Consider the following 23,538-nt stretch of genomic DNA (forward strand, 5'->3'; position numbering starts at 1 on the left):
GGCCGCGGCGGGAGGTGGGTGGTGGGGTTAGCGGTGGGGTTAGCGGCCTTGGGTGGGGCGGTGGGTTGGGGAGTTGCGGAGGGCCCGGGTGTCGCGGCGGGTAGCCGGAGTCGGGGTGTCGAGGCCGTCGGCGAGGCCCTTGCGGACGGAGCGGAGCTGCGCCTGCGCGGGATCGAGTCGGGTGGCGACGGCGTTGCTGTGGTCCATCCAGGCATCGTTGGTGCCCTTCACGTACACCGCCAACGCGGGCACTTTCATCGCCAGCTCCGCCCACATCGGAGCGCCGGTGAGACCGACTCCCATGGTGTAGGCGAAGAACGCCGAGGTCATCCGCGCCTGCCGGAGGAGCACCTCGCGACGGCTGATCGGCGCTTCCTGACGCCGGGCGAGGTTCGTCCGGTCGTCCATCAACTGCTGCCCCTGCCGGACGAGGTCGTCGGCAGCCTCCCGAAGCGGTCCGCTCACCCGGACGTGCGCCCCTTCGGCGACCACGTCCCGCAGGACGCTCGCGCGGGCGAACCGGGTCAGCGACCGGGCCAGCCATTCGTCGTCGCGGGCCGGGACGTCCGCGCGTCCGCCGTACGCGTCGTCGAACTGTTTCCGGAGATCCGCCATGCTGCTGACCGGAAGCGTCCGGCCCTCGATCGCGGCCTGGTTGACCGCCTGCGCGGAGGCCTCCTCGAGGCTCACGCCCCACTCGTTGTCCGGGTCGACAGACATCTCGACCGCCTTCGCGAGGATCTGCTCGGCGTCCGTTCCGTGCGGATCCAGGCGTACGTCGTCCACCTCCAGCCTGCGCCACCAGTGCGCGAGCCGATCCGCCGTACGCCGGGGCTTGTCCGTCGCAGCTGCCGGGAACGACCGCTCGTACCGGTCGAGGGCCAGCAGGGCCTCGGCGGCGAACAGGTCCACCACCTGTTGCGCGGCGGCGAGCTCGTCGCGGCTCGGCTCACGGAGCTCGGCCCGCGGAGTCATTGCCGGCCGTCCAGCTCCGCCTGCACTCGCTCGACGGCCTCCGCCCGGCGCCGGAGACTGTCGAACCTTTCGGCCTTCTCCGGGTCGGCCGGCTGGTAGTCGGCGTCCTCCGCCGCCTCGACCGGGACGTACCACCAGCGGCCCGCGTACCAGGTCGGACCGACCTCCGTCCCGGCGAGCATCGGCGTCGCCTCCCCGGAGTCGAGCAACTCACTCATGCGCTCCTGCGAAAGGTTCTCGTCCGTCATCCGACGACTGTAGGACGCCGAGGGGCGAACACGAGTTGGTACGTGCCGCTCCGCCGGAGCAGCACGATGGTCGGGACCTGCAGCGCGACGATGGTGAGCACCGTGATCACCGGGTCGGTCGCCGGGACGACGGAGATCGGCAGCGTGTACGAGAGGATGACCCGGACGACCGCGTCGACGATCGACGCGATGCCCCAGAACACGGTGATCCACTTCCAGGCGTCCCGGAACCGCGCGTTGGTCTCCCAGAGCTCGTCCATCAGCGCGGCCCGCCGGGCGAACATCGCGCGGGTGACGATATAGGTGAGCGGCTTCGGGTGGCGCAGCGACCACAAGGTGATACCGGCGAACGGCAGGCTGATCCAGGCGTTGCGGACGAGCAGGAGGCGTGCGTCGCCACCGATCACTGCGACGACTGTGCTTGCCACCATGCTCACCACGACGGCCATCCCGACCAGGTCCGTACGGCGCTCGCGCACCAGCGAGACGGCGGAACTGATCAGTCCGGGGATGACGCCGGCGAGCAGCGCGATCAGGTCGCTCACACCGAGCGCCTTGAGGCCGTAATACAGGGCGAGCGGGATGGCGATGTCGACGACGAGGAGCCAACGGCCTTTGCGCGTACGGGGCATGACCCGAGAATCAGGCACGCAGCCGTCGGCCGGCATCGAGCCGACGGCTGTGCGCGCCTAGACCAAAGTCTTAGTCCTTCTTGTCCGACTTCTCGTCGTCGGCTGCCTCGGGCAGGTCCTCGTCCGCGTCCTGGTCGTCGTCCGCGTCGCGGAGTTCCTCCGGGAGGTCTTCCTCGTCGAACCCCTCGTGGAGGATCTCCTCGGGCTCGGCGGCCGATTCGGGCTTGATCGCGTTGCGGAGCCGGCCGAGGATCCGGTCCGCCTCGGTGCCGAACGGGTTGTCGTTGACCAGGTACGTCCAGGTCGCGGTCGGCCGCGGGATCCCGCTGGCCTCCTCGTCGAGCCCGTCGGCCGTGATCTCCGCCGTACCGAACGTCTCGGCCGTGTCCTTCCAGGCGTCCTCGATCAGCGTGTCGAACGACGCGATCGCCGACTTGTTGAACTCGTCGATCGGCTTCAGGTGCACGATGCCGCCGGCCAGCGACCGCAGGTGGATGCCTTCGCGCAGGTCGGCCAGGTACGCCAGGTGGTCGGTCCACCGCCGGTCCAGATGGCCGAGCGCGATCCGGCGCGCCGCGGCCTTCACCACGTCCTCGCCGACCTCGTCGACCAGTTCGTCGTACCGCTCCTTGGCCCGCTCGGCGAGCTCGGTCGCGGCCAGGTCGTCGGTCAGCACCTTCTCGCGGGTCTCGAGCAGGATCGCCCGCTGCTGCCCGGTGAGCCGGTTGTACTGCCAGGTGGTCCGGTGCAGCTCGGCGTTCGCACCGTCGGCGACGCGCTGCGCGTGCTCGAGGACGCCGATCGACTTGCGGTCGGTCAGCCGCCCGGTGTCGTCCGGGTGCGGGCGCAGGCCCGACGAAACGGAGTACCGCGTGACCAGCTCGTCCGCGAGCGACGCGAAGAACAGCGTTCCGCCTGGGTCGCCCTGACGGCCGGCGCGACCACGCAGCTGGTCGTCGAGCCGTCGTGACGCGTGCAGACCGGTGCCGATCACGTACAGGCCACCGAGCTCGATGGCCTTCTCCTTGTCGTGCGTCTCGTCGCGTCCGCCCAGCCGGATGTCCGTACCGCGACCGGCCATCTGCGTCGACACCGTCACGGTCCCCGGCACACCGGCCTCGGCGATGATCGCCGCCTCTTCGGCGTCGTTCTTCGCGTTCAGTACGACGTGCTCGATCTCGGCCGCCTCGAGCTTGTCGCTGAGCTGCTCGGACTCCTCGACGCTGTGCGTGCCGATCAGGATCGGCCGGCCGGACTCATGGACGACGCCGATGTGCTTGACCAGCGCCTCGTTCTTCTGCTCGACCGTCAGGTACAACCGGTCGGGGTCGTCCTTGCGGACGTTCGGCGTGTTCGGCGGTACGACGGCGACGTCGACCTCGTAGAACTCCTGCAGCGACTCCCCGACGACCACCGCCGTACCGGTCATGCCGCACAGCGTCTTGTACCGCTTGACCAGCGCCTGCACGGTGATGCTGTCCAGCACCTCACCGGAGTCGCTGACCGGCACCGCCTCTTTGGCCTCGACGGCAGCCTGCAGACCGTCGGGCCAGCGCTGCAGCTTCGCGACTCGGCCGCGGTTGTTGTTGATCAGGCTGACTTTGCCGTCGCGAACCAGGTAGTCGACGTCGCGGCGCAGCAGTACCTCGGCATGCAGCGCGACGTTGATCTGGGTCAGCCGGTCCAGGTTCTCGTCCGCGTAGAGGTTGAACTCCGGCGCGGGCTCCGCTTCCTCAGTCTCCGACTCCTCGGCCACCTCATCAGCCACCTCATCGGTCTCCGAGCCACCGGTCGCTGCGTCGTCGGTCGCCGGCTCGTCAGTCACCGAGTCGTCGGCCGCCGGCTCATCGGCTGCCTCGGCTGCCGCCGCCTCGGCTGCCGCGCCGAGGGCCTTCTCGACCTTGTCGGTGCCGCGGTCGGTCAGCGCGACGGTCCGGCCGTCGCCGTCGATCTCGTAGTCCACGCCCGCGCGCAACGTCCGGACCAGCTGGACCACGTCGTCGTCCAGCGCCTCGGACCGGGTCGCCCCGGCGAGCACCATCGGCACGCGGGCCTCGTCGATCAGCACCGAGTCGGCCTCGTCGACGAGCGCCACGTCCGCCTCGGCCGTGACCCGGTCGTCGACATTCGTGACGAGCCGATCCCGCAGTACGTCGAACCCGATCTCGTTGACCGGGACGTAGCAGACCTCCGCCTGGTACGCCTCGCGGCGCTCCTCCGGCGTAGACACCTGGCCGACGTGCGACACGGTCACACCGAGCAGCTCGTACACCGGGCCCATCCACTCGGCGTCGCGCTTGGCCAGGTAGTCGTTCACGGCCAGCACGTGCACCTTGCGGCCGCCGATCGCGTACCCGGCGGCGGCGATGGCACCGGCCAGCGTCTTACCCTCACCGGTCGCCATCTCTACGACCCGGCCCTGCAGCATCGCCAGCGCGCCGACGACCTGGCCGTCGAACGCCCGCTCGCCGAGCGCCCGCTGGCCCGCCTCCCGGGCCAGCGCGAGGAACTCGATCTGCTCGTCCTCGTGCAGGCCACCGGTCGTCCGCAGCTCCGTGGCCGCCTCGGTGAGCTCTTCGTCGGTCAGGGACTGGACCGATTCCTCCGCCTCGCCGACCAGCTGGGTGAGCCGTTCGTACGGGCCGAGATCGATCGAGCCGGGGCGCTGCAGCAGCCGGCGGAAGCGAGAAGCGATTTTCAGGGCCATGATGCAGGCAACGTACAGCGTCGGCGTGTCGTTCCGCTCGTCAGGTCAGGGTGTCCACTCGTACGGTGTCGTGGTTGTTACGGCGTGGAGACCGAGCTTCTGGAGGATCGGGCGGGAGTCCTCGGAGGCGTCGACGCGGAGGAACTCGTACCCGCGGTCTTTCGCCAGCCGGGCGCGGTGGACGAGCAGCGCGCTGTAGAGCCCCTGGCGCCGCCATTCCGGGAGCGTTCCGCCGCCCCAGAGGCTGGCGAACCCGGTGCCGGGATGGAACCGGATCCACGCCGCCGACACCGCCGGCCCCTGCGTCAGCACGTCCTCGACGAGGAACACAGACAACCGGTCCGGGAACATCCGCGCCTCGCCCTGCAACTGCTCCACGATGCGTGCGAGCCCGCTGCCCCAGAGCGTGTCGGTCAGTACGGCGATCCGCTGGAAGTCGTCTGATCCGTCGGCCTCCCGCAAGCGCACCTTCGACGGCAGCGCCGACGGCCGCTCGAGGATCCGATCCACCTCGCCGAGGATCAGCGTCTCCGGGTCCTGCTTGCTGAAGCCCGCTCTGACCAGCCGCTCCCCCAGATCGGCCGGCTCGTCGTACGCATAGGTCTTCCACTCGAACGGCAGCCCGCGCTCCCGGAAGAACATCAGCTCCTGCTCGATCACGGCGTCCGGGTCATCCCCCAGCCCGCGCGGCGTCTCGACGAAACCGGCTCCCTCAGGACCTCCGATGTACGAGCGGTGCACCAGACCCTCGTGCTCCTGCTTCCATCCGGGGATCGCGTCCGCATCCGGCAACCGGATCCGGCGGTGGAACACGTCGAGCAGCTCATCGGGGGTCATCTGCACATCGTGCCTGAACGACTACCTGAAATCACCGGGACAAAAAGTAAACCAGTTGGCAACTGGTGTCGTCCAAGTAAGTGTCATCCCAAGGGGGGAACACATCATGAACATCCACCACATCACACCGAAGACGATCTTCGCCGCACTGGCGGTGATGGCAGTCCCCGCGGCCGCGTTCGCCGCACCGGCACTGACCGGATCCGCTACCGCCCCACGAGCCACGTCGACCACCGCTGCCGCCATCGCGACCTGCCCGGGCGGCTGGGGATCGTTGCCTGAGGCAAATAGCCGGATGACGCAGGCGCCGGTGACCGCTGTCCGCACCGGACGGCATGCCTGCTTCGACCGGATCGTCGTCGACATCCGCGGTCGCGCACCGGGGTACGACGTCCGGTACGTGACGAACGTCTATACCGACGGCGCCGGCCACCTCGTCCCGCTCCGCGGTGGGGCGAAGCTACAGGTCGTCGTCCGTGCTCCGGCGTACAGCTCGACCGGCGCGGCGACGTACACACCGAAGAACGCGAAGGAGCTGACGAACGTGACCGGGTACAGCACGTTCCGCCAGGTCGCCTACGCCGGCACCTTCGAGGGACAGACGACGATCGGGCTCGGCGTCCGCGCCCGGCTGCCGTTCAAGGTCTACACGCTGGCGGGGCCGGGATCGAACACCCGCTTGGTGATCGACGTCGCGCACCACTGGTAAGCCCCCTCCCCGCGGTCGCCCGGTTCCCACACCGGGCGACCGCTTCCGCGTTCTACAGCGAGCGGTTGAGCAGGTCGTAGAAGGTATTGCCCAGCAGGAGTTCGTACGGATCGGTCAGCAGCGGGCCGAGTTCGGCCATGTCGGACGGCGTCCAGGACCAGGCGCCGATCAGGCCCGAGATGAACAGCGGGCTCGCTCCGTCCCAGCTCGCGATCCGCTGATCCAGCGCGGCCTTGAACTCGGCGGCCTTGCCCGGTGCGCCCCAGCCGCCGGTGATCGGGATGCCACCGTGACGGACGGTCAACGTGTCGCCGTCCCAGGTCTGCATGATCCCCTTCGTCGGCGTGTAGTCGGCGTACCCCTTCGCGATCTCCTCGGAGAGCTGCACCCACGTGCCGTCCTGCCGGCCGCTGTACGCGTACACCACGTCGAGCGCGGTGCGGCGCATGAAGTCGCCGGTCATCTTGAGGTACTTCGTGAGGTCGGCGGGGTTCCACGACGCCGGATACGTGTACCCGCCACCGGACGGGCCGCAGACCAGGAAGTCGTTGGCGGTCGCGGTGCGCTGATAGTGGCTGTAGATGTTCGGACCGGCCTCGGCGAGCAGCGGGCTGATGGTCCAGTTGGTCGGCACTTCGCCGCGCTTCGGGTCGTCCCAGATGTCGCGCAGCCGGCGTTGGCAGTACTGGATGTTGTCGCCTTCGCCGAAGGTCAGCGTCAGGTAGACCTTGTTCTTCGCCTTACTGATCCGCCGTACCGGCCGGGGCTTGCTCGAGATCGGCGCGGCAGTGCCGGCGTGCACCGTGCCGTTCATGTAGAAGTCGGCCGCGACCACCGGCGAACCGCCCTGGCTCGCGAGGTCGACGCCGTCCCACTCACCGGAGACGTCGTTCGCGAACCAGCCCATGTACGGCGCGAGCGTCGGCCACTTGGCGTAGTGCTCGATGAGCAGGTCGCCCGTGTCGCCGCCCGGCGGTAGCCAGCTCACCAGGGCCTTGGTGGCAACCACGTAGTCACGGAAGTACGGGAACGGCTCGACGCGGGTCGGCGACGTGTCGGTCGCGCTGACGAGGTACTGGTTCCACATCTCCACCGTGACGACGAGGGACGTCGTACCCGCCGGTGGTTCGAAACGGTAGATCCAGTAGTTGCCGCCGTCTGCGAATCTGTTGGCCTCACCACCGATCGAGGAGTGCGAGCCGTCGAACAGGTACGGCGCTTCCTCCGGCGTGTTCGGTTCGAACCGGGCGAACTCGGTGCCGTTCGCCGTCACCACCACATGCCGGACCGAAGCACCCCAGCCGTCGTCGCTGAACGAGTCCGCGAACCGGACGAACACAGCCTCCTTGCCGAGCTTCGCGGAGACGTCCAGGTTGTACGTACCGCGGTTCGACGAGTCGCGGATCTGCTGCGTCTCGCGGGCGATCTCCTGCCAGACCACGCCTTCGACGTCGACCACCTGGGTCGGCGGCAGACCCGCCAGGAGCTGCTTGGTCACCCGCGGGAACAGGTTGTCCAGCTGCCACCGGTAGGTCTTCACGCGGTCGTCGTCGAACACCCCGCGCAGGTCCTTCACGATCTTCAGGCCGTATGCCTTCGCCTGATCGGCGTCCGCGACGACCGCGCCCTCCAGGCCGGCCAAGGTCGTCGCCACGTTGAGCGAGTCCGGTACGGCGGGGTCGTGCACGATCGCACCCCGGATGCGATTGCGGTACTTCGCGACCAGGTCCAGCGGGTTCTTGTACAACTTGGTCGGCAGGTGCAGGTCGGCCAGCCATTTGGCATCCGGCACGCTCTGCGTCCCGGTGTCGTAGATGAAGTACAACTCCGGCTCGGTACGGTTGACGATGCCTTGCAACGTTGTCAGCAGGGTCTGGTCTCCCCCGCTGAGTTTGCTGACGTCGCCGTAATCCAGGTGTTTCGGGCGGTTGAACACCGGCAGCAGCCGGGCGGGGCTGCCGGACGTCGATGAAACTGCAGCCTGCGCCGTAGAAGCGAGCCCCGGAACGAACCCGAGACCCCCCACCGTCACCGCACCGCTGCCCGCCAGGAACGCTCGTCTCGAAACCATCGTGACCACTCCCTGAGGTTGACATCGATGTCAAATCAGGCCGGACAGTAGCAACGCCGAGACACTGTGTACATAGCTCGTTACAACGTTGGCCAAAGAAACTGGAATCGTTTCCGAGATTTCGCTCTGGACCCTGTCAGCAGGAGGTGGGACGGTCCGGTGCGCGGGAGGGGGATCGAAATGACGGATGCAGCTCCGGACCTCGTTTGCCTGCTGGACATTCGGTACGCGTGCCCCGATGGTGTCGACCTCTGCCTGGATGTGGTCGCGCGTGCGCCGATGCCTGCGAGTCCGGTGCCCGTAGTCGTACGGGTTGATGGTTGTCCGGGATGGGGGTCTGGGGATCGAGGGGCGGCGATGTTGCCGTTTGTGGGGCCGGCTATGGCTCGGGCTGGGTTTCTGGCTGTTGGGATTTCGGTGCGGCACAGCGGGCAGGCGGTGTTTCCGGCACAGTTGGAGGACGTTCAGGCGGCGGTGAGCTGGCTTCGGCGCAACCCGCTCGGGCTGCCGGTCGATGTCGATCACATTGGGGTGTGGGGGCAGTCAGCCGGTGGGCACCTGGCGGCTATGGCCGGACTCCTCGGCTCAGTGGAGGCCGACGTACAGGCTGTTGTGACGATCAGCGGACCAAGCGATCTCACGCGCGGAGGTGGCGAGATGCGCATCGACCGGCCGTCCCCGGTTACCGCGTTGGTCGGCGGCGACACGAGCCAACTGTGGGCGGCAAGCCCTGTTGCGCACGTGCGGGCCGGCGGGCCGGCGTACCTGATCATTCACGGGACTTCAGACGAGACAGTCCCCTACGAGCAAGCCGAGCTGCTTCATCGGGCCCTGCTTGCCGCAGGCGCAGACAGTCGCCTGATCCCGATCCCCGGCGCCCACCACAACCTCCTCGAAGACCCGGAAGCGCCGTACGACGCCCAGATCTGGCACGACGTCGCAGCCGAGGCCGCGCGGTTCTTCCGCCGTCACCTGGGCCGCCCGACGCTGCATGCATAACGGCAGATGCGTCGTCGGGCCCCTGACCACGCAATCAGCCCGCCGTAGGGAGAAGGCTTTTCGCGACGCTGACTGCGAGTTCAGCAGCGCGACGGTGGAATCTGCTCCAGAAGACTAGGTAGACCTGCTCAACTGCATCCGCAATCGGCTCGTCCAAGGGGATGCGTCCGCATTTGTCCTGCAACCATTCACACAAAACCGGTACCAGTCGCGCGTCCTCCACGCCTGAGGCCTGGTCGGAGTATGCCGCGATCAAGCCGATAATGACCGCCCAGGTCGCCGTCGGCTCGGGACGTCCAGCGCTCATCTCGGTCATTCGGCGATACGCGGCGATCAGATAGCCCTCCGCCTGATCCGCCGGAATGAAGAAGGATGCGAGCACGATCGCACCGACCTCCCGCCGGGTCGAACCGACGACCCGAGCGAGTTCCCGGACGTGATCGCACTGACCGAAAAGCTCCGCGCGGAGACTGTCAGGCCAATCTCTCATCGTCGGTGAACGTCCATGAACAACAGTGGTTCGAGCGGCGGCCTCCTCCTTGATGCGCGTCTCGACCAGGTCGAGTGCGACTTTCGCCTCGATGCCTTCCCAATAGGCCTTCTGCACGTCAGCCAGCAACTTGGGTGACGCCGGGCCGGTCCACACCTGTTTCGCCAGTCGCGATCGCTTCGCTGTAATGCTGTTCCCGCCGGTGCGGGCGAGGTTGGACAGGCGACTCCGCCACTCGTCGACAACAGGAACCTGTTTACCGGGCCCCATTACCTCATGGGCACCGATGGCGAACTGGAGCAACGCCCGACTGGTCGGTGCAGGTGACTGGCTCCGCCAGGACAGCGCCGCCTGCAGTTGATCGCTGTTCCACAGCTCATTTTGCGCAGTGGCCCCGAAGGATGACCAACTCTTGGCGATGCCGGTCCACAATGTCTTACGGGTCGCAGATCTTTCCGATATGGGGAGCCAGAACCACAGAAAGTGCCGAAGGTGGCTCTCGATCCGAGCACAGGCCAGCCACAGATCTGGGTCCATGGTGTCGCCACTGCAGGCTCGGCGGATGGCATTCACCATTGCTTTCCAGTTCGGCGTACCGGCACCACTCACCTGTGCGAACCAACTTGACTGCTGCCGGGACTCGTAGTCGCCAACATGGTCCAGCCAGGACGCGATGTCTTCGAGCGGTGAGTCCGCTGTCGGTGTTCGAAGCCCGACCGCCAGATCAGCGATCGAATCGAGGATCTGGGCGACCTCGTCGTACTCCTTGAAATACAGCGGGCGAACGCCGTACGACGCCGTCAAGGCGCGTTGTTCCCACCAGTCACGCGTCGTACCGACTTGTTGGAGTGTCGCGTAGTGCATCGGTCGGGCGATCGGCAGCTTACGTCGCACGGTCGCTGCCGCATCGCGCAGCGCGACATCGTTCCACGACACACCGACGGACAGGACCACGTAGTCCTCGAACAGTCTCGACAGGATGGCCCGGTACGGCGATTCCGCGCTGAGCGCTGCATCGTAGGTCGACCTGGAGAGGACGACCGGTTCGCCGACGACGCCGTCGAACGGGATCGCCCCGTGGAGCCGGAGGACGTTGACCTGGTTCTTGGGCGGCTGGAACAGCTGGCCGAGCGGCCACGCCGAGAGTTCGGTCCGCTCGATCACCCGTACGGCGAAATCGGCCGGCAGGTTGGTCCGCAGAACGTCGATGAGATCATCCGTGTAGTTCAGCGAGACGATCAGGCTGACGCCGCCGGAGACGAGCCGCGTGATCGCCTTGGCGAGCGGGGTCGCCGCCGCTTCTTCACCCGGGATGAAGGGAACGGCCTTCCGGATCCCGTCGGTATAGCCGGTCGGCCCCAATGTGATCCGCAGCGCCTCCGCCGATTCCATCGGCCACCGGATGGAGACTGCGTTCAGCTGTGATTTGTTGAACTGCAGGTTGCCGGCTTTTGCGACGTCTCCGAGCAGATCGGTCCAGCCGGGTCGACGGTTGAGCGATTGGTCGACCCCGGCCCCGACCAGAAGCACTAGTCGAGCTGCCTGCGAATCCGTCTCGGCGGCCGTAGCGACCTCGCTCAGTGAGCGTCGACCATGCGGTGTTACCTGCCAGGCCGGTACTCCTGGCATCAGTGCGCCCCAGCATTCGGGGCGAGCCGCTCTCCGCAGCGGAAGGCATCAGACAATGCAACCGCTGCCGCCTCTATCGCCGCCGTCACGTCGCTCTCCGGTTTCCAGCCGTACCTCTGCAGCGTCGACGAGTCCATTGCGTAGGACCTGTCTTCAACGATCCGGTCGGCGACGTAGACGAGTTTCGGCGGGAGACCGAGAACTGAAGCGACCAGATCGATCACCTGCAGAACGGAGAGCTGGGCACCCGAGGTGGCCTGATAGACACCGCCTGGGAGGTCACCTCGGGCAGCGAGCAGCAACGCTGCACAGAGGTCCTCGACCGCCATCCACTCGCGGAGCTGTTCGCCCGATCCGAAGACTGGCACGGGCTCTGCGTTCAAGAGGCTCGTCACGGCCACCGGGATGAGTTTCTGCGCTCGCTGGCGACCTCCGACCAGGTTGCACGAACGCAGGATCACAAGATCGAGACCGTAGGTGTCCCGGTAGCACGTGAGGATCGTCTCTGCGCACGCCTTGGACGCTGCGTACGGCTGCGTGGGGCGTGCCGGCTCGCTCTCGCTCAGGGGTGCAAACGACTCACCGAGGACCTCGTCGGAGGACATGTAGACGAGCCTCGATTGCGGGTTCCGTCTCAGCCATTCGGCCGCGTCGATCGAGATGGCGATGTTGGTCTCGAAGGCGCGCCTCGGATCGACAAGAGCCTCGTCGACGTTGGTTTCGCCGGCCAGAACGATGGCCACACCGATGTCGTCAGCGCCTTCAGGGAGAGTCGCAAGGCTGTCCGTCTGCAAGGTCTCGATCCGCGCCTGCGAGGCTTCGACCTGGGACGTGTCGATGGGGTGCTTGTCCGTCAGGATCAGTGGTGAGGTGGTGTTCGCCACGAGCATCGGAATCAGGCTGGACCCGACGAAGCCGGCGGCGCCGTGGACAAGGATGGCCGACAAACTGGCTGCCTCTTTCTCTGAACGCAGACGAAGGTCCTCATCATCGCTTCGACAGCGACCGAGGACAAGGGTCGTAACGCGACCTACCCCACTGTGCGGGAATCGTCGCAGGTCAGGTGCGGCGGCGGAATCTGGAGCGGAATTTGCCGTCGTATTCGAGTTGGACGTAGCCGGAGGAGTGGACGCCGACGGCGAAGATGGCGACGAGGATGAAGGTGATGCCGGCGGCGAGGGAGATGTGCCAGAAGGCGGCTGCGATGCCGACGAAGGCCGAGCCTTGGGCGATTGCCTTCGCGACGGCGACGAGCCGGGATCTGGTTACTCGGTGGCGGAATGCCTCTTGGCGGTTGAGGACGAGGAGTGCGGCTAACAGCGGGATCGAGACGGCGAAGGCGATGACGCAGATCTTCGCTGAGAGGTTGAGGGGGGACGAGGTCAGGAAGGGCTGCACCACGACCAGGCCAGCAGCGGCGAGTCCGCCGTAGATGAGGTTGGACTGGCGGATCCACTCCTCTTGGGCGGCCGGGTCGGCTGCGGCCTCTTCGACTTCCTGCTGGATGCGTTCGGCCTCAGCCTCGGCGTCCGCGCGATGGTTCTCCGCCTCGTCCATCGGCCATCCTCCCGTGGGTCGCTGCCGTCGTCGGAATTGGGTGGTCAGGCGGACGACAGCGAGACATAGTAAGCGCTCGACGACGGTGGAGGTCCGCGTGAGGTACTACCACGCCGAGCACCAGGCGGCGTACCAGCGGCTCGTGCAGCAGGGTCTGACGCAGTGGAGCGACCTCTTCGGGGAGACCGACGAGTACGACGTCTTCCCGAACCGGCCGTTCCTCGAACACGCGCTGACCCAGCTGGACCTTCCGCCCGAGCCCGACGTACTGGAGTACGGCTGCGGCACCGGACCGGCGGCGTGCTTCCTTGCGGCGCGAGGTTTCCGCGTCGACGCGATCGACCTCATCCCGGAGGCGATCACGCTGGCCCGGGGATTCGCCCGGCAGCGCGGCGTCGACGTCGACTTCAGCGTGCAGGACGTCTGCGCAATGGGGGCCGGCAGCAAGCAGTACGACGTCGTCCTCGACAGCTACTGTCTCCAGTCCATCGTCACGGACACCGACCGCGCCAACCTGCTCGGCGCCGTACGCGACCGCCTCAAGACCACCGGGTACTACGTCCTCTCCACCGCGATGTACGACCCGGACCGCGTCTACGAAGGCAACTTCCGGTACGACGCCAGCAGCGGTATCTGCTACGAGGCCGCTGCTCCAGCGGCCGACGCGATCCAGCTCGACGGCACCTGGTACCTCCCACACCGCCGTCACCTACGGCCCGCCGCCCTACGAGCCGAGCTGGAAACCGCCGGCCTCAGCGTCCTCTCCCAAGCTGGCGGCGACGTCATCTGCGTCAGGTATCACGAAACCTGAGCAGCAGAGTGCCCACAAGCATCGCCCCGAGCGACCACGCCGCGAGCACCCACAGGCTGGCGCTCATCGGCGCACTCTGCTCGAGCAGTCGGCGCAGATGTGGGTTGGCAACCAGTTGGGCCAGGATCGGCGGCAGGTACAGCAGTCCGCGGTCACCGGCGACCCGTCGTTAACCGCCGCCCTGCTGACAAACCTGATCACCAACGCCATCCGCCACAACCGCCCCCACGGCACAGTCGACATCACCACGACCCCGTCCGGCCGCCTCATCATCACCAACACCGGCCCCCCGATTCCCCCACCGAGCTCCCCCGCCTAATCCAACCCTTCCAACGGCTGAACCCCAACCGCACAACCCACACCGAAGGCCACGGCCTAGGCCTGGCGATCGTCTCAGCCATCGCCCAAGCCCACCAAGCTCCTCTATCCATCACCCCCAACCTCACCGGCGGCCTCCACATCACCGTCGACTTCCCGAGCGAGGTCTAGGCTCGTTCGGAGACCCACGCTCTACAGTGATTGGAACGGCGAGAGAGGGGCTGGTCGTGAGTACGCGGGAATGGGTGCCGGTTGAGCAGCGGTGGTTCGGGCTGGATCGGCGGACGTTCAAGGCCGGGTTCTCGGCGCTCGCGATCGCGCTGCTGCTGATCTACGGGTGGCAGGGGCTGAACGCGGCGATTCCGTGGCACAACGAGATTCGGGCCGGGCAGGTGCTCGACCTCGGCGACGGTGCGACGGCGGTGCCGCCGGTCGGCTGGCAGCTCGAGCAGGGGACGCTCGTTGGCGGCGCGGGGGCGAGCGCGACCAGCCTGCAGGTGCTGCTCGCACAGGGCGGCGCGACGATCGAGCTGATCGGTGCGGCGTACGACGGCAGCGCAGCCGCCTTCCTCGACCAGGTGCACCGTTCGCAAGGCAGTCCGCCAGGCGTGACGGCAGCGCGCGGCTCGCTCACCACCGACTCGGGGCTGGTCGGCGTGGTCGAGAGCGGGAGCGGCCCGAGCGGCGACGGAGTCGACGTGGCGTTCAAGATGGGTACGGGCGATGCCGTTGACACCGCCCCGGCGCTTCTCGTCCGAGTCCGTACGGCGTCCGGGCAGTTCGAGCACTATGAGGACCAGGTCGGCGCGATGTTGCGCAGCATCACCCCGGGAGCGGCGCGATGACCGCCGTACCGCAGGAGAAAGTCGCGCAGCTCGACGCGATCGAGGAGTCCGGCTGGGGCCAGCCGTACCGGTTCCTGCAGCCGCACAACGTCGCGTTCTGGGTCTATGTGGTCGGTGTCGGTGCCGGTGCGATCACCATGCTGCGGGTCTTCGGTCCTGGTGCACAGTTCTACACACCGGCGCTCGCGGGAGGCGTCGTACTGTTCGGCCTCTACCTCATCCCCTGGCTGCTCCTCCTGCGCCACCACAACCGCTTCACGGCGCAGCCCGCGTCGCTGCTGGCGACAGGCTTCGTCTGGGGCGGCGTCGCCGCGACCTTCTGGATCGCACTGCCGGCCAACGCGGCGCTGCTGGCGATCTGGGCCAAGATCGGCGGTACGTCGTTCGCGCAGGACTGGGGCGCCGGCCTGACCGCCCCGATCAACGAGGAATTCGGCAAGGCGATCGGCCTCATCCTGCTCATCGGCCTGGCTCCGCGACTCGTCCGCAGCGCGTACGACGGCTTCATCATCGGCGCGTTCATCGGCCTGGGCTTCCAGGTCTTCGAGGACATCCTGTACGTGTACAACGGCGCAACCCAGCAGTACGGCGTCGACCAGCTCGGTTCGTCCCTCCGCGTCTTCATCGTCCGCGGCGCCGCCGGAATCGTCTCGCATGCCCTGTTCAGCGCGATCTTCTGCGCCGGTCTGATGTGGGTCCTCGGCCGCACCCGCGGCGAACGCAACGTCGTACGCGGCGTCCTGACGATGCTGATGGCAATGTTCTTCCACTTCGCCTGGGACGACATGGGCGGCCTCAGCAACGGCGGCGTGTGGGCCGCCATCCTCCCGTTCCTGATCGCCGCTGTGGAGCTGACCGCCCTTTTCTACGTACTCCGCCACGCCGCGAAACACGAACGCACCTGGATCCGAGAACTCCTCACCCCCGAACTGGCCACCGGCGCCGTCGACCCACCTCTCCTGGACGCCGTCAGCGGCCTGAGACGCGATCGCAAGAAGTACCGCAAACACCTTCACAGCCGCCGCACAGCCAACCACCGCCTCGAGGCCGCCAGCGACCTGGCCCAAGAAATCGCCCGAGCCAACGGCGCAGAGTCGCCGGGCGTGGTCCACACCCGCGCAGAACTCCTGCGCCTACACAACAAGCCCTGACGGAAGGACGCGTGACGTCACGGCCTGAGACAAGCGCAGCTAAGATCTCCTCCCGTCGAGTCACAGAACGCCACCGGCCCACACACGTTGGTGTCGAACATGTCGCTGCAGTCCGGGAGCCCCTGACAGGCGCACGCCCCAGATGAACACGTGAATTCAAGCACCTCTTCCTGGGCAGTCCTGACGACCGCTTGTCCGCCGGTAGCGGATCCTCGCGTGCCACGGCGATACATTCTTGCCGACTTGTAGAGCGATGCCTCGGCGGTGAAATTGGCTAACATCGTCACCCTCCTGTCAAAGTTACCGATCGTAGTAAGAAGATAGTTTCGTCACGAGGAATGGAAACTCCTCGGTCACGTCCACTCTGACGAAGTACTTGTCCGCGACGTCGGTGCGCCGGCTCGTGAACGTGAATATGACATCGACGACGTCGCGTGTGGTGCCGGACAGCCTTGACGGACGAGCTTCGATGCCGGAGAGCGAGAGTTCTGAGGCGTGCGCCTCCGTGGCCTTGGCGTAGATGGCGGGATAGCGGAGAGCGAGATAGTTGACGGCCCGATGCTCGTCCGTCGCGCCCGCATTGTCGGCGATCTGCATGATGCGGTCGAACATCTCGGCGGCGCTGGATCGAAAATCTTCGTCGCGCTCAGCATCCAACTCGTCCGGCCGCGGAATCGCGGCCACCAGACCGTCGCGATCGAAGGAGTAGATCTGTGTGAACGCAACGACCGGTACGACGAGCCCGTTGCACTTCTCCGGAGCAGCAAGCGCTCCACGCACTCCGACAACTACGTCGACGTCGTCGCCGCTCCGCTCCGGTCTGACCGTATCCACCAGCAAATCGAAATCACTGGGATGCCCTGGCACGAGGATGTAGGTCTCGATCCCCTCGACCGTGAACACCCAGCACAGTTGCCGGATCAGGTGGCGGTTGCTGGGTGTTTCGAGAAGCGACAGCAGCGCTTGCCGATCCGTCAGGCCGGCCGTCTCGGCACGGCCCATGGTCTGGGCGAATTCTTTCTCGATCGCCAGACTGGCAAATCGCGGTTCGACGCGTCCGAGTGCGTAGACGAACGAAGGCTTCCGGGTGACGGCGGGTTGCGGTGTCCGACCGAGCGGTGCAACTCCCGGCGACGCCGTCAGCAGGCTCGCGGCACCCACGTTCGCTTCGTTTTCTGCACCATCTTCTGTTGAGTTCATCAAGCCCCCTCCGTGACCTACCTCGATTACCTGCTGTACAACCGGACCCATTGATTCGCCTTGGCGGCACGCCGGGCGCAACCTCCACACTGCTTGATGCCGACGTACGACGTCGCCCGCCCGATCGCATCTCCCAGTCCGGTCTCTTCGGTAACAATGAATCCAGGCAGCCGAATACGCTTCGGCGATCGTTTACCCTCATCCTTCTCGGCACTCATCGCCAACCTCCATCACGTCAACCTGTCCACGGTTCTCGCATCCTTGGCGGTCAGGTACTCGTGCGCCGCCTTCGCATCTGCCAGCGGTGGAATCAGCGAAAGCGCGCGCCGATTCCGCCCGAGGGTCAGCGCAGCCCTGATATCGGCCGCGCCACAACGCGGGAAGAGCGACCAGAGCAGAGCAGCAGTTCCGGAGATGAGCGCCGTCGCGAAGCTCGTGCCTCTCAACTCGACACTGCCTCCTGCAGGCGTGATGCTTCGAACACCCGCGCCGGGTGCACCGACGCCTCTGCGCGCTGTGGACGCAGAGAAATTCGAATGTCCGATCGGGCGCCCGTCTTCGTCGTACGAGACCACCGGAACTACCGCCGGATGCCGAGTTATCGTCGTGCTCGACAGCTCGCCATCGTTCCCTGCAGCGGCCACCACAAGTGCGCCACGCAAAAGCGCATAGTCCAGCGCCCGGCTGATCACGGAGTGCTGGGTCATCGGCGACGGCGACATCGCCAAGCTCACATTGATGACCTTCGCGCCGGCACGCGTGACCTCGACGAGTGCCTCGGCAAGTTCATCGGGGCCCGCCTCAAGGTGCCCACCAGGTCCTGATTCCGGAATGACGGGCCGATTGAGGACAACGCATCCTGGCGCAATTCCAGGTGCTTCTGACACTCCCCTGGTCGCGCACAGTATCCCCGCCACAGCCGTGCCATGCCGGCATGCCGCTTCATCAGGCCGGGCACACTTTCCGTCCGAGCCGCCGACAGTACGAATCATGCTGTGGACGAAAGCCGGGTGATCAGTCACAACTGGACCGTCCAGGAGGGCCACTACTATCTCGGCCCGGCCGACAGTCTGGTCCATCAGAAAAGGAAGACCGACCAGATTCAACGAAGTGGATCGATGCGCAGGAGGCACGTCAACTGGACGCCCCGCATCAGCTGTCATCGGATCCACGCCAAGACGCATGTCCGTCCCCTCGCACACAAATGTGCCCGAAACTCAGTAGAACACCGAGCCGCACGTCCGACAAGTGCCGGTCACCCGGAGTTACTTTGGCCTGCTGCCTGCGCGGGGCGATCGCCTCAGCAGCTAGCGCGGCGCGCTGTTACCAGGCTCGGTGCAGCAGCTCGGTAGCTTCGGGGAGGGACAGGTTTGCCCGCCGCGCAGCCCGTGCGAAGACGGTCGCCGCGGCGCGAGTCTCCTCGTCGTCCACCCGACTGCGCGACGCGAGGACGAACGTCCCGTTCCGCCCCCGCGTCTCAACCAGCCGCTCAGCCTCCAGCTCCTTATAAGCGCGAGCGACAGTGTTGACCGCAAGCCCAAGATCCCCCGCCAACTGCCGCACCGTAGGCAACCGAGTCCCCTGCGCCAGCTCGCCGGTCCGGATCAGCCCGGAGATCTGATCCTTCACCTGCTCGTACGGCGGTTTCGCTGCCGCCGGGTCGACCGAGATGATCATCCGGCGACTCGCTGCACCCGCTGTAGCCCGCGGCGGCTGGCGGCGACCATGAGCGCAGTACACCACAGCGCCACCGACACGAGGAACAGCACAGTCGCGAGCGGCTCGACGTACCCCGGCACGTCGGACGGCCACTCGAACGACATCGGCATCGCCGCACCGAGCAGCCACGCGACAGTCAGCACCGCCGACCCGATGTCCCGCAGCGTTGTCGCCCGTAGCGCCTCCTGCCAGCGCAGCTCGGCCTCGCGTCCGGACGGCTGGTTCACGCGCAACGTCGTACGCGTCAGCAGCAGCCCGATCGCCCACACCGCCACAGCAGCCAAACCGCTGCCGATCAGGATCCAGCCCCGCGCCGGATGGTCGTTCGTACCAAGCACCACGACGCCGAGCGCGGCGCCGGCCAACGGCAGTACGACGCAGCCGTCGTAGATCGCGATCTCGATCGGACTCAGGTAGTCGCTCAACTTCCGCGGCCGCAGTGCCGCGAGCCGCGGCCCGTCAGCGCGCGACGCCCGAACGGACCGATAGCCGTTGATCAGCGTCGCGAACCCGCCGAACGCAGCCGTCGCCGCCAGCAACCAAGTGAGCAGCCGGAAGTCCAGCACAGCCCCGGGCACGAAGCCGAGATCCATCCCGAGATGCACCAGTACGACGGCCGCACCGGCAACCAGCACCCCCGCCAGTACGCCGAGGATCAGGATCTCCTGACGGCGCCGGTACCACTCGAGCGCCGCCTCGACGAGGTCACGCTCCCCCGGCAGCCCGCCACGCTCGACGCGCCGATCGACCTCCCGCTGTGCCGCTTTCCGGCGCTGCGTCCACAGGATCCCCGACGCCACCACCATCACCCCGACCAGCCACAGCACGTCCACCGCCGACCACGCTCCCCTCGAGTTCTTTGTACCAAATGTATTGATACAAAGAGCGTAAGTCAATCGAGGGTCATGCGAAGTCGGCCGCCGTATACGCCTTCTGCTCGACCAGCACGAGCCAGTTGCCCGAGTTGTCCCGCAGTACCGCCTCCACGCCGTACGGCCGATCCGCCGGCTCCTGGATGTACTCAACGCCGCGCCCCGTCAGCTCGGCGAACGTCTTCCGGCAGTCGTCCGTCGCCAGCCCGACCCCATGCATCGAGCCCTTGGCCATGATCCGCCGGATCCACCCCGCAGATTCCTCGTCCATCGGCGGCCCGGGAAGCATCAGCGCCAGCTCGAGCTCGGGATGGTCGGCCTGATGCACGGTGCACCAGCGAAAGTCCTCGCTGAGCGTGATGTCCTCACCGAGTTCGAATCCAAGCTTCTCGGTGTAGAACGCCTTCGCCTCGTCGATGTCGTTGACGTAGACCGTCACCAGGCTCACGTTCGTGATCACAGTTCCTCCTCAAAGGTCGTGAGTACGACGCTAAGCCCCGGGCTCCCCCGGCGGCTTCTCCGGAATTGCGGAATTCAATCCGAGCATGAACACGAAGCACCCAGGGATCCGCGCCCCGGTCTGCGTCCGCTGGTACGCCGTCGGCGTCATCCCGACGAGCTCGGTGAACCGCTGCGAGAACGACCCCAGACTGCTGTACCCGACCAGCCCGCACACCTCGGTCACTGTCAGGTTCGTCGCCCGCAGCAGATCGGTCGCCCGCTCGATCCGCCGCCGGGTCACGTACTGCATCGGCGTCTCGCCGTACTCCGCCGCGAAGCACCGCAGGAAGTGGTACTTCGAGACGCCCGCCGCGGTCGCCAGCGCCGCGAGATCGAGCGGCTCGGCATAGTTGCGATCGGCAACATCCCGCGCCCGCCGCAGGTGCGGCAACAGCTCCACCGGCACGACGATCGGCACGGCTCGAGCCTAGCCTCCGCGGAGGAACGACTCCACGACCGCGGCGTACCGTTCCGGCTCCTCGACGTTCGGCAGGTGACTGGACTCCGCGAACACCTCCCAGCGCGCATCCGGGATCAACTCCGCGTACGGCGATACGCACACGGGCTGCGCCTCGTCGTACGCACCGGAGACAACCAGCGTCGGTACGGCGATCCGCGGCAGCCGGTCGACGACCGTCCAGTCCAGCAGGCTCCCGACGACGTGGAACTCACTCGGCCCGTTCATCGTGTGATAGACGGTCGGATCCTCCTCGATGGACGCGAACGCCGCCGCGACCTCCGGCGGATTGGGCACTACGCGGCAGACGTGCCGGTCGTAGAACACCTTCATCGCGGCCGCGTACTCCGGAGAGTTCGTCGTCTCCGCCTCCTCGTGTTCGCGCAGCGTCTCCTCCACCTCGGCCGGCAGCCCCGCACGCAACAACGCCGCCGCTTCGAGCCACAGCGGCATCGACGCCGGCGAGTTGGAGATCACCAGTCGTCTCAACCCCGCTGGACGCCGTACGGCGTGCTCCGCCGACAACATCCCGCCCCACGACTGCCCCAGCAGGTGGTAGTCGTCCGCAATCCCCAAGTGATCCAGCAGATTGTCCAGCTCGTCCAGGAACAGCTCAACAGTCCAGTACGACGGATCCGCGTCCGGCAGATGAGTCGAGTTCCCACATCCCAACTGGTCGTAATGAATCACGGGCCTGCCTGCGGCGAGCGCAGTCAACGACAGCAGGTACTGATGCGTCGCCCCTGGCCCACCGTGGGCGATCACCAACGGCGTGACTCCACTGCCCAGGTCCCCAGTCATCCGGTACCAAGTCTCGCCGTCGGAGAACGGCACCCGGCCTTCACGGGTCGGGGGCAGGATCTCGTACGACGCGGTGCTACTCATCACAGTGTCCTTTCAGGCATCGAGCCAGCCCCGCACGTGCCGGCGCAGGAAGTCGAGGTCGGCGGGGATGTCGCGAGGTGAGCCGGCTCGATGTCCCCAGATGCTGGGGATCTCCACCAGCTCCGCCTTCCGCAGCGAGGTCAGCTCCAACTCGTTGTCCGCGGTCCGGAAGTAGAGGTCGGTGGCCGACGGCATCAACAGCACGCGGGCCGTGATCGCCCCTAGTGCTGCGTCCAGGTCGCCGTCGTACGGCGTACTGATGTCGGCCTCCTGCCAGGTGAGCGCCTGCGCGTACTGGTCGGCGGCGGCGCCCTCGGCGAAGCGATCCACCCAGTCGGTCTGCAGGAACGAGTCGAGATCCGGCGCTCCCAGTACGGACTCGAACAACCGCGCCCGGTAGAAGTCCTGGCTCAGCCCCCACCCGGCGTAGACGTGCGCGAAAGCACGCTTGGCGGCAACGGGCTCGGCCGTGAAGTGCCCGTTGCCGGCGTACTCAGGAGCTGCCTCGAGGATCCGCAACAAGCCGGACAGGAAGACCCGGTTGTGGAGCGACGTCCGCGCACTCCCACAGACGACGATCGCGCGCTCGACGAACTCGGGGTAGAGCGCCGCCCAGTGGTAAGCCTGACCGGCGCCCATCGAGAACCCGTACGCCGCGGCGAGCCGATCGATCCCGAAATGCTCGGTGATCAGCCGGTACTGCGCATGCACGTTGTCCGCCATCGTGACGAGCGACGGAAACTCCGGGTCCGTCGACGCGCTCGACGAGAGCCCGTTGGTGAACATGTCCGGGATGACGATGAACCACCGCTCGGGGTCCAGTACGCCGTCGGGCCCGATCAGCCACTCCTGCGTCTCGTGCGTCGCGCCGTAACTGCACGGGTAGACGATCACGTTGTCGCGCGCCGGGGACAGCGTGCCGTAGGACTTCCAGGAGAGCTTGGCGTTCCGGATGACACCGCCGTTCTCGAGCTTCAGGTCGCCGAGTTCGAAGCTGCCGGTCGTCACGCGAGCACGCCGGCCGGGAGCAGGGCGTGGACGCCCCAGGTCTGGTTCGCGACCTGGGTGACGCGGAGATCGACGGCGGTGCTGGCAAGTGCCAGGGCGGTGCTCTTGCCGACGTCGAGGAGCGCCTGCATCCAGCGCACCATCGCGTCCAGCGCGTCGCCGGTCGCGACGTTCAGGTCGGCGTCGAATCCGAAGGTGATCAGCCCGTCCGGGGTCTCCGCGTGGATCGTCTCGATCGGGCGCGGTTCGCGGACCAGGTCCACGGTCAGTGTCGTGGTCATCGGGCACTCGATCGCCGTACCGCCCACCTCACCGTCGCCCTGGGCGGCGTGACCGTCGCCGAGGCTCAGCATCGCGTCCGCGACCGCGACCGGCAGGTAGAGCGTCGACCCCGCGACCAACGACTTGCAGTCGATGTTGCCGCCACCAACTGCTCGGGGCGGGATCGTCGAGTGCTCGCCGCCGCTCTCGGGGGCCACGCCGATGACGCCGAGGAACGGTGCGAGGTCACGGGTGAAGCCACCGTTGCAGCGACCGGTTCCAGCGTCGGGATCGAGATCCCAGAGCAGCCAGGCGGGTTGATCGGTGACGCCCAGCCGCTCGGTGATCGGCGACTTCAGCGCGCCGGCGACGGTCCAGCCCCAAGGGTCGGGGGTGAGGGAGACCAACCGGATCGCGAGCACGTCACCTGGCTGTGCACCACGGACGGCGATCGGCCCGGTCAGGCAGTGGCCGCGAGCCTGATCGAACATCCTCGGCTGCTGCTCACCTGGTGTGGTCTGCGGTGACAGGTAGCCCGAAGCATCCAGTGAATGGACTGTCAACGTGTCGCCTGGGTCAATCGTCAGCACCGGAGGCTGCTCGGCGCTGAACACGTCGACGGTGGTCTCGGGGGTTGCGTCCAGCTTGTGCATCAT

At 66.9% G+C, this 23,538-nt stretch carries 25 protein-coding genes; 7 read left to right on the forward strand and 18 right to left on the reverse strand.

Annotated features, from left to right (window positions below):
• Nucleotides 1-39: 39 nt before the first annotated feature.
• The 5 genes from EV645_RS38440 to EV645_RS38460 form a co-directional block, all read right to left on the reverse strand.
• Nucleotides 40-975 carry a hypothetical protein gene (locus EV645_RS38440; protein WP_130449647.1) on the reverse strand — a complete coding sequence of 312 codons (936 nt, stop codon included), beginning with the start codon at nt 973-975 and terminating at the stop codon, nt 40-42.
• The gene (locus EV645_RS38445; protein WP_130449649.1) at nt 972-1,223 is read right to left on the reverse strand and encodes a hypothetical protein; all 252 of its coding nucleotides are present in this window, start codon (nt 1,221-1,223) and stop codon (nt 972-974) included. Before EV645_RS38445 ends, EV645_RS38440 begins: the two co-directional genes overlap by 4 nt.
• On the reverse strand, nt 1,220-1,855 hold the full coding sequence (locus tag EV645_RS38450; RefSeq protein ID WP_130449651.1) for a VC0807 family protein: 636 nt from the start codon (nt 1,853-1,855) through the stop codon (nt 1,220-1,222). Before EV645_RS38450 ends, EV645_RS38445 begins: the two co-directional genes overlap by 4 nt.
• A 70-nt stretch (nt 1,856-1,925) precedes the next feature.
• Nucleotides 1,926-4,562: a preprotein translocase subunit SecA gene (locus EV645_RS38455; RefSeq protein ID WP_130449653.1), complete on the reverse strand. Its 2,637-nt coding sequence runs from the start codon at nt 4,560-4,562 to the stop codon at nt 1,926-1,928.
• A gap of 45 nt (nt 4,563-4,607) precedes the next feature.
• Nucleotides 4,608-5,399 carry a GNAT family N-acetyltransferase gene (locus EV645_RS38460; protein ID WP_130449655.1) on the reverse strand — a complete coding sequence of 264 codons (792 nt, stop codon included), beginning with the start codon at nt 5,397-5,399 and terminating at the stop codon, nt 4,608-4,610.
• Between the two features lie 106 nt (nt 5,400-5,505).
• Here EV645_RS38460 and EV645_RS38465 point away from each other — a divergent pair, with 106 nt between their 5' ends.
• Nucleotides 5,506-6,108: an AMIN-like domain-containing (lipo)protein gene (locus EV645_RS38465; RefSeq protein WP_130449657.1), complete on the forward strand. Its 603-nt coding sequence runs from the start codon at nt 5,506-5,508 to the stop codon at nt 6,106-6,108.
• Between the two features lie 52 nt (nt 6,109-6,160).
• On the opposite strand, the gene EV645_RS38470 is transcribed toward EV645_RS38465, so the two are convergent.
• A complete protein-coding gene (locus EV645_RS38470; protein WP_130449659.1) occupies nt 6,161-8,179 on the reverse strand; it encodes a GxGYxYP domain-containing protein in 2,019 nt (672 codons plus the stop codon).
• A gap of 180 nt (nt 8,180-8,359) precedes the next feature.
• Between EV645_RS38470 and EV645_RS42045 the strand changes: the two genes are divergently transcribed.
• Nucleotides 8,360-9,178 carry a prolyl oligopeptidase family serine peptidase gene (locus EV645_RS42045; RefSeq protein WP_130449661.1) on the forward strand — a complete coding sequence of 273 codons (819 nt, stop codon included), beginning with the start codon at nt 8,360-8,362 and terminating at the stop codon, nt 9,176-9,178.
• Nucleotides 9,179-9,212: 34 nt separating this feature from the next.
• Here the strand turns inward: EV645_RS42045 and EV645_RS38480 are convergent, their stop codons facing one another.
• The 3 genes from EV645_RS38480 to EV645_RS38490 form a co-directional block, all read right to left on the reverse strand.
• Nucleotides 9,213-10,832 carry an SIR2 family protein gene (locus EV645_RS38480; protein WP_338419179.1) on the reverse strand — a complete coding sequence of 540 codons (1,620 nt, stop codon included), beginning with the start codon at nt 10,830-10,832 and terminating at the stop codon, nt 9,213-9,215.
• Nucleotides 10,833-11,296: 464 nt separating this feature from the next.
• Entirely contained in the window at nt 11,297-12,244 is a 948-nt protein-coding gene (locus EV645_RS38485) for an NAD-dependent epimerase/dehydratase family protein (RefSeq protein ID WP_157997250.1), read from the reverse strand.
• A gap of 112 nt (nt 12,245-12,356) precedes the next feature.
• A complete protein-coding gene (locus EV645_RS38490; RefSeq protein ID WP_157997251.1) occupies nt 12,357-12,854 on the reverse strand; it encodes a hypothetical protein in 498 nt (165 codons plus the stop codon).
• Nucleotides 12,855-12,951: 97 nt separating this feature from the next.
• Here EV645_RS38490 and EV645_RS38495 point away from each other — a divergent pair, with 97 nt between their 5' ends.
• The 5 genes from EV645_RS38495 (at nt 12,952) to EV645_RS38515 (ending at nt 15,979) form a co-directional block, all read left to right on the forward strand.
• Nucleotides 12,952-13,665: a class I SAM-dependent methyltransferase gene (locus EV645_RS38495; RefSeq protein ID WP_157997252.1), complete on the forward strand. Its 714-nt coding sequence runs from the start codon at nt 12,952-12,954 to the stop codon at nt 13,663-13,665.
• A gap of 97 nt (nt 13,666-13,762) precedes the next feature.
• Entirely contained in the window at nt 13,763-13,984 is a 222-nt protein-coding gene (locus EV645_RS42050) for an ATP-binding protein (RefSeq protein WP_157997253.1), read from the forward strand.
• Between the two features lie 17 nt (nt 13,985-14,001).
• Entirely contained in the window at nt 14,002-14,154 is a 153-nt protein-coding gene (locus EV645_RS43490; protein WP_422386673.1) for an ATP-binding protein, read from the forward strand.
• 56 nt (nt 14,155-14,210) lie between these two features.
• Nucleotides 14,211-14,828, forward strand: a complete 618-nt coding sequence (locus EV645_RS38510) for a hypothetical protein (protein WP_198682143.1) — start codon at nt 14,211-14,213, stop codon at nt 14,826-14,828.
• Nucleotides 14,825-15,979: a PrsW family intramembrane metalloprotease gene (locus EV645_RS38515; protein ID WP_130449673.1), complete on the forward strand. Its 1,155-nt coding sequence runs from the start codon at nt 14,825-14,827 to the stop codon at nt 15,977-15,979. Before EV645_RS38510 ends, EV645_RS38515 begins: the two co-directional genes overlap by 4 nt.
• Before the next feature lie 300 nt (nt 15,980-16,279).
• Here the strand turns inward: EV645_RS38515 and EV645_RS38520 are convergent, their stop codons facing one another.
• From EV645_RS38520 to EV645_RS38565, 9 genes are all read right to left on the reverse strand, one after another.
• Nucleotides 16,280-17,179, reverse strand: coding sequence for a cyanobactin maturation protease PatG family protein (locus EV645_RS38520; RefSeq protein ID WP_157997254.1), 900 nt, complete (start codon nt 17,177-17,179; stop codon nt 16,280-16,282).
• 230 nt (nt 17,180-17,409) lie between these two features.
• On the reverse strand, nt 17,410-18,258 hold the full coding sequence (locus EV645_RS38530; RefSeq protein ID WP_157997255.1) for a S8 family peptidase: 849 nt from the start codon (nt 18,256-18,258) through the stop codon (nt 17,410-17,412).
• Nucleotides 18,259-18,502: 244 nt separating this feature from the next.
• On the reverse strand, nt 18,503-18,856 hold the full coding sequence (locus EV645_RS38535) for a GntR family transcriptional regulator (protein WP_130449679.1): 354 nt from the start codon (nt 18,854-18,856) through the stop codon (nt 18,503-18,505).
• Complete coding sequence (locus tag EV645_RS38540; protein ID WP_130449681.1) at nt 18,853-19,731, reverse strand: hypothetical protein; 879 nt, start codon at nt 19,729-19,731, stop codon at nt 18,853-18,855. Before EV645_RS38540 ends, EV645_RS38535 begins: the two co-directional genes overlap by 4 nt.
• A 70-nt stretch (nt 19,732-19,801) precedes the next feature.
• Nucleotides 19,802-20,230 (reverse strand): VOC family protein, encoded by a 429-nt coding sequence (locus EV645_RS38545; protein ID WP_130449683.1) that lies wholly within the window; start codon nt 20,228-20,230, stop codon nt 19,802-19,804.
• 30 nt (nt 20,231-20,260) lie between these two features.
• Entirely contained in the window at nt 20,261-20,689 is a 429-nt protein-coding gene (locus tag EV645_RS38550; RefSeq protein ID WP_130449684.1) for a helix-turn-helix transcriptional regulator, read from the reverse strand.
• A 9-nt stretch (nt 20,690-20,698) separates the two neighbouring features.
• Nucleotides 20,699-21,613 carry a proline iminopeptidase-family hydrolase gene (locus EV645_RS38555; protein WP_130449686.1) on the reverse strand — a complete coding sequence of 305 codons (915 nt, stop codon included), beginning with the start codon at nt 21,611-21,613 and terminating at the stop codon, nt 20,699-20,701.
• 12 nt (nt 21,614-21,625) lie between these two features.
• Nucleotides 21,626-22,621 (reverse strand): alpha/beta fold hydrolase, encoded by a 996-nt coding sequence (locus tag EV645_RS38560; RefSeq protein ID WP_130449688.1) that lies wholly within the window; start codon nt 22,619-22,621, stop codon nt 21,626-21,628.
• The gene (locus EV645_RS38565) at nt 22,618-23,538 is read right to left on the reverse strand and encodes an acetamidase/formamidase family protein (RefSeq protein ID WP_130449690.1); all 921 of its coding nucleotides are present in this window, start codon (nt 23,536-23,538) and stop codon (nt 22,618-22,620) included. The genes EV645_RS38560 and EV645_RS38565 overlap by 4 nt, the downstream gene beginning before the upstream one ends.

It is taken from the genome of Kribbella rubisoli, from assembly GCF_004217145.1.
In the GTDB taxonomy this organism is placed as follows: Bacteria; Actinomycetota; Actinomycetes; order Propionibacteriales; family Kribbellaceae; genus Kribbella; species Kribbella rubisoli.